The sequence below is a fragment of the uncultured Formosa sp. genome, from assembly GCF_947500765.1.
Lineage (GTDB): Bacteria > Bacteroidota > Bacteroidia > Flavobacteriales > Flavobacteriaceae > Formosa.
In genome coordinates, this window is the sequence record NZ_CANMTH010000002.1 from 430,024 (window position 1) to 443,489 (window position 13,466).

General features: G+C 32.2%; 11 protein-coding genes. 2 read left to right on the top strand and 9 right to left on the bottom strand.

The window, feature by feature from the left end; all coding sequences use genetic code 11:
* Positions 1-115: 115 nt before the first annotated feature.
* The 7 genes from rpe to Q1B05_RS04975 all read right to left on the bottom strand — a co-directional run bounded on the left by rpe (position 116) and on the right by Q1B05_RS04975 (position 9,624).
* Positions 116-778 carry a ribulose-phosphate 3-epimerase gene (rpe, locus tag Q1B05_RS04945; RefSeq protein WP_299778206.1) on the bottom strand — a complete coding sequence of 221 codons (663 nt, stop codon included), beginning with the start codon at positions 776-778 and terminating at the stop codon, positions 116-118.
* A 133-nt stretch (positions 779-911) separates the two neighbouring features.
* On the bottom strand, positions 912-1,775 hold the full coding sequence (locus Q1B05_RS04950; RefSeq protein ID WP_055435630.1) for a sigma-70 family RNA polymerase sigma factor: 864 nt from the start codon (positions 1,773-1,775) through the stop codon (positions 912-914).
* A 261-nt stretch (positions 1,776-2,036) separates the two neighbouring features.
* A complete protein-coding gene (locus tag Q1B05_RS04955; RefSeq protein ID WP_299778208.1) occupies positions 2,037-4,268 on the bottom strand; it encodes a polyribonucleotide nucleotidyltransferase in 2,232 nt (743 codons plus the stop codon).
* Positions 4,269-4,415: 147 nt separating this feature from the next.
* Positions 4,416-4,685, bottom strand: coding sequence for a 30S ribosomal protein S15 (rpsO, locus tag Q1B05_RS04960; RefSeq protein ID WP_159022689.1), 270 nt, complete (start codon positions 4,683-4,685; stop codon positions 4,416-4,418).
* Positions 4,686-4,829: 144 nt separating this feature from the next.
* Positions 4,830-5,687 (bottom strand): acetyl-CoA carboxylase, carboxyltransferase subunit beta, encoded by an 858-nt coding sequence (gene accD, locus Q1B05_RS04965; protein WP_299778212.1) that lies wholly within the window; start codon positions 5,685-5,687, stop codon positions 4,830-4,832.
* A gap of 233 nt (positions 5,688-5,920) precedes the next feature.
* On the bottom strand, positions 5,921-6,988 hold the full coding sequence (fbaA, locus tag Q1B05_RS04970; protein WP_299778214.1) for a class II fructose-bisphosphate aldolase: 1,068 nt from the start codon (positions 6,986-6,988) through the stop codon (positions 5,921-5,923).
* Between the two features lie 134 nt (positions 6,989-7,122).
* A complete protein-coding gene (locus tag Q1B05_RS04975) occupies positions 7,123-9,624 on the bottom strand; it encodes a BamA/TamA family outer membrane protein (RefSeq protein WP_299778216.1) in 2,502 nt (833 codons plus the stop codon).
* 130 nt (positions 9,625-9,754) lie between these two features.
* On the opposite strand from Q1B05_RS04975, the gene Q1B05_RS04980 reads away from it, so the two are divergent.
* The gene (locus tag Q1B05_RS04980; RefSeq protein WP_299778218.1) at positions 9,755-10,489 is read left to right on the top strand and encodes an RNA methyltransferase; all 735 of its coding nucleotides are present in this window, start codon (positions 9,755-9,757) and stop codon (positions 10,487-10,489) included.
* Here the strand turns inward: Q1B05_RS04980 and Q1B05_RS04985 are convergent.
* Both Q1B05_RS04985 and ubiE read right to left on the bottom strand, forming a co-directional pair.
* Positions 10,476-11,246: a porin family protein gene (locus Q1B05_RS04985; RefSeq protein WP_299778220.1), complete on the bottom strand. Its 771-nt coding sequence runs from the start codon at positions 11,244-11,246 to the stop codon at positions 10,476-10,478. The genes Q1B05_RS04980 and Q1B05_RS04985 overlap by 14 nt on opposite strands.
* Position 11,247: 1 nt before the next feature.
* Entirely contained in the window at positions 11,248-11,976 is a 729-nt protein-coding gene (gene ubiE, locus Q1B05_RS04990; RefSeq protein WP_299778222.1) for a bifunctional demethylmenaquinone methyltransferase/2-methoxy-6-polyprenyl-1,4-benzoquinol methylase UbiE, read from the bottom strand.
* 137 nt (positions 11,977-12,113) lie between these two features.
* On the opposite strand from ubiE, the gene trkA reads away from it, so the two are divergent.
* Positions 12,114-13,463 carry a Trk system potassium transporter TrkA gene (trkA, locus tag Q1B05_RS04995; protein ID WP_299778224.1) on the top strand — a complete coding sequence of 450 codons (1,350 nt, stop codon included), beginning with the start codon at positions 12,114-12,116 and terminating at the stop codon, positions 13,461-13,463.
* Positions 13,464-13,466: the final 3 nt, after the last annotated feature.

A 13,466-nucleotide genomic window follows, 5' to 3' on the forward strand; every position in this document is an offset into this window, starting at 1 on the left:
TATTTTCTTTATTTAGATAATAAACCTTTTTTTTAGTTTAATGGTAATCAATCAATTCGAGTACTAGTATAATGAAAATTAATTACTTGTAAAAATATTAAATATTTAATATTGATTAAGAATTCACAAGGTCCTTTAGTTCGGAAATTGTTTTCATTTGTTCAGAACTTTTAAATACATAGCTTCCTGCTACTAAAATATCGGCACCAGAATCAGTCAATAGTTTTGCATTTTTGTTTGTAACACCTCCATCTATTTCAATTTTAGTATGTGCTCCTTTGCGTGTAATAAGTTCTTTTAATTGTTTTATTTTATTATATGTGTTTTCAATAAAACTCTGTCCACCAAAACCGGGGTTAACACTCATTATCAATACCACATCAATATCGTTAATAGTGTCTTCTAATACATTAATATTTGTATGTGGATTAAGAGCTACTCCAGCTTTCATTCCTTCAGATTTGATTGCCTGAAGTGTTCTGTGTAGATGTGTGCATGCTTCGTAATGTACCGTTAGTACATCACTTCCTAAATCTGCAAAAGTTTTAATATAGCGATCAGGGTCAATTATCATTAAATGCACATCGATTATCTTCTTTGCATGTTTAGTAATTGCTTCTAAAACAGGCATACCATAAGATATGTTGGGTACAAAAACACCGTCCATTATATCAATATGAAACCAGTCAGCCTCACTATTATTAACCATTTCAATATCTCTTTGAAGGTTACCAAAATCTGCTGCTAAAATAGATGGGGCAATTAATTTTGAACTCATTGTTATAATTTTTGCGCTAAAGTAATACAAAAAAATGAACCCTTGGTAATCAGCCAAGGGTTCTTTCATCAATCAAAAAACGAACAGTTATTTTTCTCTTTAAAGAGTTAAACTGTTTGTTACTGTTTAAGGCTTAGCCTAAATATGTTTTTAATATTTTGCTTCGCGATGTATGTTTTAATCTACGTATTGCTTTTTCTTTTATTTGTCTAACACGTTCTCGAGTAAGATCAAATGTTTCTCCTATTTCTTCAAGTGTCATAGGATGTTGATTCCCTAATCCGAAATATAAACGAATTACATCAGCTTCTCTAGGTGTTAATGTTTCTAAAGCGCGTTCGATCTCTGTACGTAAAGATTCATGTAATAATTCACGATCTGGATTCGGAGATTCACCACTATTTAATACATCGTATAAGTTTGAATCTTCTCCTTCAACTAAAGGTGCGTCCATACTAACGTGACGACCAGAATTTTTCATAGACTCTTTAACATCGTTAATTGTCATGTCTAATTCTTTAGCAATCTCTTCCGCACTTGGTGGGCGTTCATGAGCTTGTTCTAAGAATGCAAACGTTTTATTAATTTTGTTAATAGAACCAATTTTGTTTAAAGGTAAACGTACAATCCTAGATTGTTCAGCTAATGCTTGTAAGATAGATTGACGGATCCACCATACAGCATATGATATAAATTTAAACCCACGCGTTTCATCAAAACGTTGTGCAGCTTTAATCAACCCTAAATTACCTTCATTAATTAAATCTGGTAATGTTAGACCCTGATTTTGATATTGCTTTGCTACCGAAACCACAAAACGTAAATTAGCTTTTGTTAATTTTTCTAAAGCGATTTGATCACCAGCTTTAATGCGTTGTGCTAATTCTACTTCTTCGTCTGCGGTAATTAAGTCAACTTTTCCAATTTCTTGAAGATATTTATCTAGCGAAGCTGTTTCTCTGTTAGTAACCTGCTTCGTAATTTTAAGTTGTCTCATGTAAACTTCTTCTGTAAATAATTAAGTGAATACTCCTTTGTATGTAGTTATACGTAAACGTTGTTATAAATGTTACAATAAAATTGAGTTTTTTATAAAAAATAAACGATATAATTAATTTATGTTTTTTATACGATTTATAAAATTGTTAATCAGGCTAGTAATATTTTTTTATCTATTATAAGTGTCTAGACTTAGAAAGATAAAAGCCAATCTTGAATGAACAAGATTGGCTTTTATTATTACTATAAGATTATATAATTAATCTCTTTTTTCTCTAGGTTTTCTATCGTCACGTCTGTTGTCACGATTTCTGTTGTCTCTAGGTTTTCTATCATCACGTTCGCGTGGTGGTCTTGCTACATAACCTTCTGGTTTTGGCAAAATCGCTTTGCGAGATACTTTTTCTTTACGTGTTTTTGGATCTGTTCCGAAATATTTCACATCAAATACGTCTCCCATATTTACAACATCAGAAACATTTTCTGTGCGTTCCCAAGCTAATTCGCTTACGTGTAATAATACTTCATTTCCTGGTGCATCCATATATTCAACTACAGCTCCAAAATCCAACATTTTAATAACTTTTACTTCGTAAACGCTACCAACTTGTGGCTTGAATAATAATGAATCTATTTTGGTTTGAACAGCATCAATCCCTTCGTTACCAACACCTAATATTTCAACAATACCTTCTTCTGTGATAGGGTCTTCGTTAATAACAATTGTTGTATTTGTTGTTTTTTGAAGTTCTTGTATTACTTTTCCTCCAGGTCCAATTAATGCTCCAATAAATTCATTAGGGATTCTTCTAGTAATCATTTTTGGAGAGTGAGGCTTCACATCTTCATTAGGTCCAGATATAGTATCTGTTAATAATCCTAAAATATGTAAACGACCATCTCGAGCTTGTTTTAAAGCATTTACAAGAATTTCGTAAGATAATCCTTTTACTTTAATATCCATTTGGCAAGCCGTAATACCATCTGCAGTACCTGTTACTTTAAAGTCCATATCTCCTAAGTGATCTTCATCACCTAAAATATCAGATAATACAGCATATTTTCCAGATTCAACATCTGTAATTAAGCCCATTGCAATACCTGAAACTGGTTTTTTTAATTGTACACCGGCATCCATTAATGCCATTGTTCCAGCACAAACAGTTGCCATAGAAGACGACCCGTTAGATTCTAGAATTTCTGATACTACACGTACAGTATAAGGACAGTCTGTAGGAATCATGTTTTTTAAAGCACGTTGTGCTAAGTTTCCGTGTCCAACTTCACGACGAGACGTTCCTCTTAAAGGACGCGCTTCACCAGTAGAAAAAGGAGGGAAGTTGTAATGTAAATAGAAACGTTCTTCACCTTCAAAAGATGGCATATCTATTTGATTAGCTTCTCTAGATGTTCCTAAAGTTACTGTAGCTAATGCTTGAGTTTCTCCACGAGTAAATATTGAAGAACCGTGTGTAGATGGTAAGTAATCTACCTCACACCAAATTGGTCTAATCTCGTCAGTCTTACGGCCATCTAAACGCAAACCTTCATTTAGAGTTAAATCTCTAATTGCAGTTTTTTCAGCTTTATAAAAATATTTAGACACTAAGTCTCCAAATTCTTCTAATTCTTCTTCTGTAAAAGAAGCTTTAACTTCTGCTTTAATCTCATCAAAGGCAGCACTTCTTTCGTGTTTTGCAGATGCTTTTTTAGCAACGGCATACACTTTATCGTAAGTTAATTCTTTAACTCTTTTTTCTACAGCTTCATCTTCTCTTTCTGCATCGTACTCACGTGTTTCTTTTTTACCGAAAGCTTCTGCTAATCTTACTTGAGCAGCACATTGTACTTTAATTGCTTCGTGAGCAAATTTAATTGCTTCAGCCATTTCTTCTTCAGAAATTTCTAACATTTCACCTTCAACCATCATAACAGAATCAGCAGATGCTCCAATCATCATATCGATGTCAGATTCTTCTAATTGTGCTCTTGTTGGGTTGATAATAAATTCGCCATTAATACGACCTACTCTAGCTTCAGAGATTGGTGTTTCAAAAGGCACGTCAGATAACTGAATAGCTGCAGAAGCGGCTAAACCAGCCATAGCATCTGGCATAACTTCAGGGTCATGAGACATTAACTGAATCATAACTTGAGTTTCTGCGTGATAATCTTTTGGAAATAATGGACGTAAAACACGGTCTACAAGACGCATGGTTAATACTTCTCCGTCACTTGGTCTAGCTTCTCTTTTGAAGAAACCTCCAGGGTAACGACCTGCTGCAGCAAATTTTTCTCTGTAATCTACCGTTAATGGTAAAAAGTCTACATCACTTTGTTTGTAATTTGAAACTAATGTACATAATAACATACATTTTCCAGATTTTACAACTACCGATCCATGAGCTTGTTTCGCTAATTTTCCGGTTTCAATGGAGATTTCTCTTCCATCACCAAGGTCAATGACCTCTTTAAAAACTTTTGGAATCATAAATTTTTTTATTCTAATTAAACAATGGTCGTTGTGTTGTAGTTGTTGTGTGTGTGGTGACCAATGAAAAACTATGTAACAGCTTTTTATCTTATCTCTTAATGAGACGTATTTAATTTAAAAAAGAGGCATAAAGCCTCTCTTTTATTATTTTCTTAATCCTAATTCTTTAACAATTGCACGATATCTTAAGACATCTTTCTTTGTTAAATAATCTAGTAAGCTTCTTCTTTTACCTACTAACATTACTAAAGAACGTTCTGTATTATAATCTTTACGATTATTTTTTAAGTGTTCTGTTAAGTGATTAATTCTTTGTGTAAACAAAGCAATTTGTCCTTCTGCAGAACCGGTATCGTTTTTTCCTTTACCGTGTTTAGCAAACATTTCTTGCTTTTCTTCTTTTGATAAATACATTCTAATATTATTGTAAATGATTGTTATGTACACGAAAGCCTATCTTTCGAGCTGCAAATATAGCAATATTATATCATTTAAAAATGTATTAGTAGTCTTTTATATAGGTGGTTAAAAAAGAGAAATATTATTTCTTTTTAATTCTTAAGCTCTTAAAGGCTGATTTGTTATTAAATCGATATATAAGTTTACTTTATTTTTTAGATCTTTACGGTGTGTAATGAAATCTAAAAAGCCGTGTTCTAATAAGAATTCTGCGGTTTGAAAGCCTTCAGGAAGTTCTTTTCCTGTTGTATCTCTTACAATTCTTGGACCAGCAAATCCAATTAATGCTCCAGGTTCGCTTATATTAATATCTCCTAACATCGCAAAAGACGCCGTAGTTCCTCCTGTTGTTGGATCTGTGCATAACGAAATATAAGGAATACTGGCATCTGCTAATTGTGCTAATTTTACAGAGGTTTTAGCCATTTGCATTAAAGATAATGCAGCTTCCATCATTCTAGCTCCTCCAGATTTAGAAATAACCATTAAAGGAATTTTATTTTTTAAAGAGTAATTTGCTGCGCGAGCAATTTTTTCACCAACAACACTTCCCATAGAGCCTCCAATAAAACTGAAGTCCATACAAGCAATAACTAAATCTTTTCCTTTAGATTTTCCAACGGCAGTTCTTACAGCATCTTTAAGATGTGTTTTTTCTTGTGCTGCTTTTAAACGGTCTGGATATTTTTTTGTGTCGACAAATTTTAATGGATCTTTAGACGTAAGATCCGCGTCTAATTCTTTAAATGTATTATCGTCGAAAAGTATTTCGAAGTATTCTTTACTTCCTATTCTAACATGATATCCATCTTCTGGACTAACATAGAAGTTTTGTTCTAATTCTTCTGTATCTACTATTTTACCGGTTGGAGATTTATACCATAGTCCTTTCGGAGTATCTTTCTTTTCATCGGTAGTCGTTGTAATTCCTTTTGTTTTTCTCTTAAACCAAGACATATTGATTCTTATTTTTTATATTCTGAAGCGTTAAAAATATTTCAGAATAGTTTTTTAGCGTTAAACAAACAGACATAAAAAATATACTTTCTTATGTCTGCCTGAATTAATTTAATGTAAATATAGTAGAAATGTAAACACAATGTTGTTAAATACATTTCGTTTTTATTAAACTATAATTATTGCCAAAATTAAAATTTTGTTTTTAATATCAGCATAACGCTACGATTTTTTTATAATGTGTTCACATTATTTAAATCTTCAAAAGCTTTTTTCAATCGAGCTACAAAGGTTTCTTCACCTTTTCTTAACCAATTTCTTGGGTCGTAATATTTTTTATTTGGAGAATCACTTCCTTCAGGGTTACCTATTTGAGACTGTAAATATGCTTCGTTTTTCTTCATGTAATCGCGAATACCTGTCATAAATGCATATTGCATATCAGTATCGATATTCATTTTAATTACACCATAACTAATTCCTTCTCTAATCTCTTCAACAGTAGAACCAGACCCACCATGGAAAACAAAATCGATATGATTATTTTCTACACCGTATTTTTTAGAAATGTATTCTTGAGAGTTTTTTAAGATTTTTGGAGTAAGTTTCACGTTTCCTGGTTTGTAAACCCCGTGTACATTTCCAAAGGCTGCAGCAATTGTAAATTGGTCGCTAATTTTGCTTAATTCTTCATATGCATAAGCAACTTCTTCTGGTTGTGTGTATAGTTTAGAATCGTCTACATCAGAATTGTCTACTCCATCTTCTTCACCACCTGTAATACCTAATTCAATTTCTAAAGTCATACCCATTTTGCTCATACGCTCTAGGTAAGATTTACAAATTTCCATGTTTTCTTCGATTGGTTCTTCAGAAAGATCAATCATATGAGAACTGAATAATGGTTTTCCTGTTTCTGCAAAATGTTTTTCACTCGCATCTAACATTCCGTCAATCCAAGGTAATAATTTCTTAGCACAATGGTCAGTATGTAATATTACAGGCACACCATAAGCTACAGATAATTCGTGTACATGTTTTGCGCCAGCTACAGCACCTGCAACAGCTGCTTTTTGATTTTCGTTACTTAATCCTTTTCCTGCATTAAATACAGCTCCACCGTTAGAGAATTGAATAATTACTGGTGCATTTAAAGACGCAGCAGTTTCTAAAACTCCGTTAATAGTATCAGATCCAATTACATTTACAGCTGGAAGAGCAAATCCTTTTTCTTTGGCAAGTTTAAAAATTTCTTGTACTTCTTTTCCGGTAGCAACTCCCGGTTTAATATTGTGTCCCATAATATTGTATTTATTATTGTGAATGTTGATTATTACCAAAAGTAATACTTTTTAAGTATTTTTTTAGTGTTTTAAGCGCTTTACTGAAGCAAAAAACAGCGAAAACGATATAAATCTTGAAGTCTAGAAATAAGTTAGAAGGGATAGTTAATTCCTACATTATAAACTGCATTTCCAAAATTATAATCTTTAAGCCAACGATCGCCTTCTGTGTAAGATGGATCGTAAGTTTTAAAGCCAATATCGAATCTAAATACGAGGAAACTAAAATCGTAACGGAGTCCAAATCCTGAGCCTATAGCGGTATCTTTTAGAGAGCTTAAATCGTTAAAAGTAGAAGCGTCGTCATCTATATTATCAAACACATTCCATATGTTTCCAATATCTACAAATACGGCGCCGTATAAATCTTCGAACACATTAAAACGGTGTTCGATATTTAAAGCGAGTTTTAGGTTGGCTTCATTAAAATCATCGTTACTTTGCGAACTTCCTGGTCCTAAATCGTAAGCAGTCCATGCTCTATTGTCATTAGCTCCTCCGGCAAAGAAACTCTTAGAAAATGGTATGTTGTCTGAGTTTCCGTAAGGTATTGCTATTCCGAAAAAACTACGAATGGCAAGTATGTTTTTGTGCCCTAAGTCCCAGTGTTTGGTATAGTCAAACTCTGTTTTTATGTATTGCGAATAAGCTACATTAAATAATTCATAATGGTCGTCGTCGTTTTTCGGACTATTAAACAACTTGGAGCCTAAAGCCATTAGGTTTCCTGCAGATTCAAGTTTAAATCTGAAAATATAAAAGTCTTCATCGGTAACCGATTTACGATTGTCTTTTACAAAACTGTAAGCCGTAGATACAATAAGATTGTTTTCTGTTAATCTAATTTTACGCTCTTCAATATTATTAATGGTTTGGATATCGTCATCAGAAATATCGTTTGGCGGATTGTCGCTTAAAACTTCAGTAATAAATTCTTCAGTACCGTCAGGGATGGATAAATCATCATCACTTGTTATGTACCCAATATCTTGAGCGATGTCGTTTAAAGTGTTGTAGGATGTACTGTAAACATTAAAATAATTATCTGGATTTAAATTTCTAACATATTGTGAATTAAATAAATCTACAGCTTGCGTTATACCTCGTTTAGGTTTCCAATTGTAGTTTAAATTTGCTGTAAGGGAACGTTTATCTAATCCTACATTTTTTTGGCTTGCTATAGAAAGTCCTATTTTAGTAGTAGGAGACATGTATTTAGGGATTAAACTGTCTGTTTTAAAAGGAAAGAATACTCTAGGGATGGTTAGTTTTAAATCGGCACCAATTTCGTTAATATCAAAGAACACATCTTCATCATTACTCGCGTCGTCTGAAGCTCCAATAGATGCAAATCCAGATAATTCTAAGGTTTCTGCGCCTCTAAATATGTTTCTGGCAAATAAACTAGGATTAACAGAGAAGCCTATTATTTGAATGTTACTTGTAGATACATCTGTAGCAAAACCTAAATTGAATTTTTTTAACGGTGTTAAATGTATATTTGCAGTAAGTGTAGTGTCTGGGTTTTCTACATACTTAATGTCTGGATATTTAAATGTCTTTAATTCACTTAAATGATTATATGTACGCGTGCGATCTAAATCACTATAAATTCTTCCTGGACTAATAAAAAGAGCATCGGTTAATGCTTTTGGTCTAAATGCAAGCTTTCTTGTGCTATATAAATTGTACCCATTATAAGTTACTGAGTCCTGAATGGTATCGTCTCTGCTTTCTATAGTGGAGTTTGTAAATACATTAACATCTTTAATTTTATAAACTTTAAAAGGTTCTCTACGAGACGAATCTTGATTTCTGATCTCTAAATCCTTAATCTGAACTTCTACATTAACCTTTTTATTAGTCCCAACAGTATCTACCTGAAATATTACATAATCTTGACTAAATTGATATACACCATTATTTCGTAATGATGTTGTGATTCTATCGCGTTCTGCCTCAAAATTGTTTGTTGTATAACGTTCTCCTATTTTTATTTTCGATCTATTTTTAGATCGGTTGTAGATTGAATCTACCATAGGTGACGAGATTTTTGAAGAAATACTGTCTATTTTAAAAGCCTTTCCTAAATTAACATGATATTTTATTTCTGTTTTATTTTTAGATTTCTGAATGGTGTCGTAACTCGCAGAGACATCAAACCAACCATTATTGGTGTAATAATCTTCTAGTCGTTTTACAGATTTAACTGCACGAGGTTCGCTAACAATTGTAGGTGCTTCTCCTGTTGTTTTTAACCAAGCATTCAACCCTTTTCTGTAATTTATGTACTGTAAAAGTTGCTTTTTTGATAGAAATTGTTCTAGATTCTTCCGGTGTTTTTCAGATTTGTTTAAATGAGCATCTATTATAGAATCTATATTAGGTCGTGCTAGATTGTATATATATAAACGGATGGGCAGACCAAGCATTGTTTTGTTTGGATCTTGGTAGATTAAGTTGTCAATCTGTTCTGAAGTATTTCTAACACTATCTACATAAATTGTGTTTTTTACTAGAAGACGTTCGTTCTCTCCAACTCCCTTTATAGAATTACAAGCCGTAATTAAACCTGTTATTAAAATAAATAACACTATTTTTGATAACCTTTGTTTCAAGTATATTCTAGGAATTAAAAACGTTTAAAAGACTTGTTTTATCTTTGCAATCTTAATGCAAGCATACAAAATAAGTCGATTATAAAATCAAAAATACATTATTTGAATGTTATCAAAAAATCAAATAAAATTAATTAACAAATTAAAACTTAAAAAGCATAGGGCAGAGTCGAAATTGTTTGTTGCAGAGGGGGTTAAGACAATTAAAGAATTGTTGCAATCCGACTTAAAACTTCAGCATTTATACACGACCGAACTTTTTAATATTGAAACGGATTTAGAAACACTTATTTCTGAAGCCGATTTAAAGCGTATTAGTTTTTTAACAACGCCTAATAAAGCTCTTGCTATTTTCGAAATTCCAAATTCAAATCCTATCGATTTATCTCAACTTTGTATTGCTTTAGACGATGTACGTGATCCTGGAAACTTAGGAACTATAATACGTTTATGCGATTGGTTTGGTATTCAAAACGTAATTTGTAATGTAGGAACTGTAGATTGCTTTAATCCTAAAGTAATTCAAGCCACAATGGGATCTATTACGCGAGTAAATATTAATTATTTAGATTTAGAATTGTTTTTAAAAGATGTAAATGTTCCTGTTTTTGGAGCCTTTATGGAAGGAGAAAATGTATATACACATCGTAAACTTTTAGATTTAGGTGTTCTGGTAATGGGGAATGAAGCTAATGGCATTTCTAGTGCTATAGAATCTTTAATTACAGAGAAAATAACCATACCAAGATTTGGAGCATTAAAAGCAACAGAAAGTTTAAATGTTGCTACGGCAACGTCTATTTTGTTAAGTGAGTTTAAGCGTCGGACTATTGAAAAGTAAAGTTTATAAAGATACCTTGTGTTTTCATACTTGCAATATTATCTGTCCATGGGCTAGCGCCTTCTTCGGGATCGTCAGGAACTAACTCGTCACTTAAAGCAAAGACACCACGAATAGAAGGTGTGAATTTAAAGTATTCAAGATAGAAATCTATACCAAGACCAATTTCATAATAGTAGGTGTTTTTCTTCATTCTAAACTGACCATTATGATTATCGCTTTCATTTTTTTCGTTACTATTTAAGTTTAAAGACATAGACATACCTCCAACAATAAAAGGCTTGAAATTGTTTATACGTTTAGCCGAGAACTTTACTAATAAAGGTAAATGTATGTAAGTTGATTTTATTTCGCGTTCTAAAACATTATCGCTATCTGTTAAAAAATCATAACCATTATATGCTCCATAAGCAGCAAAGTGATATTGATTATAATGCAGTGTTCTATTTGTAATGTATAGTCCGGGTTCAAAACGTAAATCGAAATAATCGTTAATTCTCATATTTCCTAAAAGCCCAACACTAAAGCCAATACCTTTTTCTATCTGAATATCTGTAACATCTCTACCCGTTCCATCGTCGATTTGATTATTATATTCAAAATCAAAACCATAATTATTAAATCCTAAAAAATAGCCATAACTAAATCGGTCTTTATCAAAATTTTCATTATTTAAAATCTTTTCGCCTGTAAAAAGCTGAGCAAAACCGGATTGGGAAATCAGAATAAAAAATATAATTACAACTAATTTTTTCATATTACTGTTTAGATGATGTGTATATGGTAGCGACTCCAAATGTTTGAGGGAAATCTTTAACATTAGTAAACCCAATTTTCTTTAAAATATTGTTCAAAGCTTCTCCATGAGGAAAAACAGCAGCAGAATCGCTTAAATATTTATAGGCGCTTTTGTCTTTAGAAAACAGTTTACCTATAATTGGCATAATGTTGTTTGTGTATAGTTTATACCCTTGTTTGAAAGGGGTTTTGGCAGGAACAGACGTTTCTAAAATAACAAAAATACCATTTGGTTTTAATACACGAAGAATTTCTGCAAGACCTTTTTCAAGTGTTTCAAAATTTCGTACTCCAAAAGCAACAGTAATAGCATCAAAAGTATCATTTTCGAAAGGCATATTCTCAGAATCGCCTAAAATCATTTCAATGGTACCTTCTAGTTTCTTTGCTTTAATTTTTTGTTTTCCAACATCAAGCATCCCTGGACTAATGTCTAATCCTATAATTTTTTCAGCATCGGTTTCAGCTAAGTTTATTGCTAAATCTCCCGTCCCTGTTGCAATATCTAGAATAGAATCAGGATTGGTGTTTTTAACAAGTTCTACCACTTTTTTACGCCATTTAATATCAATTCCAAAAGAAATTACACGATTTAAATCGTCGTAAGTGCCTGATATATTATCAAACATTTTAGTGACTTGTTCTTTTTTACCTAAGTCGCTGTCTTTATATGGGTTTACTTTTATCAAATCAAAAAATTTTAGGCAAATATAAGTTATTAGAAATGTATTAGGAAACTTGGAAACAAATAATTATATTAATTACAAAAGTCTACATAAATTATAAATTCGATTATATTTGTTTCACTTTTTACAACATACCACACATGAAAATTATCATTGCAGGCGCTGGTGAAGTTGGATTTCATTTAGCTAAACTTTTATCTTACGAAGCTCAAGAAATTACATTAATAGATGTAAATAAGGAGAGTTTAACAAATGCAGATACGCATTTAGATATTAAGGTAATTAAAGGAGATTCTACATCTATTTCTATTTTAAAAGATGCGCGAGTGTCTGAAAGTGACCTTGTTATTGCAGTAACTTCTTCTGAAACGACCAATATTACAGTTTGTGTTTTGGCTAAACAGCTAGGAGCAAAGAAGACTATAGCAAGAATTTCCAATACAGAGTTTATTAATCATAAAGATGAAGTTGGGTTTACCAAATTCGGTATTGATGAATTAATTTCTCCAGAGGCTTTAGCGGCTTCAGAAATTAAGTTGCTTTTAGATCAGTCTGCTTTTAATGATAGTTACGAGTTTGAAAACGGAGCGTTAACTATGGTAGGTTTAAACTTATCTAGTAGAATGACTTTTGTGGGGAAAACAGTAAAAGAAGCTGCCGAAATTTTTCCAGAAATTCGTTTTGTACCTATAGCAATTCAACGTTTTGGAACACAATATACAATTATTCCTAGAGGAGATACTGTATTTAAACAGGGGGATAATGTAGTGTTTATTACTGCTGAAGGTGGTGCAGAAGAACTTTGTAGACTTACAGGTAAAACATATACCGAAGTTAAAAATGTAATGATTTTAGGCGGTAGTAAAATCGGGTTTAAAGCTGCCCGAGATTTAAGTAACTCGTCTACACGTGTGAAGTTAATTGAAAAAGATAAAGAACGCGCTTTTGATCTTGCCGATGAGTTACCTAAAGTTTTAGTAATTAATGGAGATGGACGTAATGTAGATTTGCTAGAAGAAGAAAATCTTAGTGAAATGGATGCATTTATTGCGGTTACAGGAAATTCTGAAACAAATATTATGTCTTGTTTGGTCGCAAAATCTAAAGGGGTAAGAAAGACGATTGCTTTAGTCGAGAATATGGATTATTTCGAGTTGTCTCAATCTATAGGTATCGATACGCTTATTAATAAAAAACTTCTTGCAGCCAATAACATTTTTAGATACATTAGAAAAGGGGAAGTTGTAGCTATGACTAAACTGAATAATATGCATGCCGAATTGTTAGAGTTTAAAGTGAAATCTAAATCTATTATTAGTAATAAATTAATAAAAGATATAAATTTTCCGCGTTCAGCAATTATTGGAGGTATTATTAGAGATGATAAAGGTATTATAGCACTTGGAGATTTTAGAATTACTCAAGGCGATCGCGTGGTTGTGTGTTGTTTGCCACAATCTATTAAGCAAGTAGAAAAACTCTTTCTCTAGTAT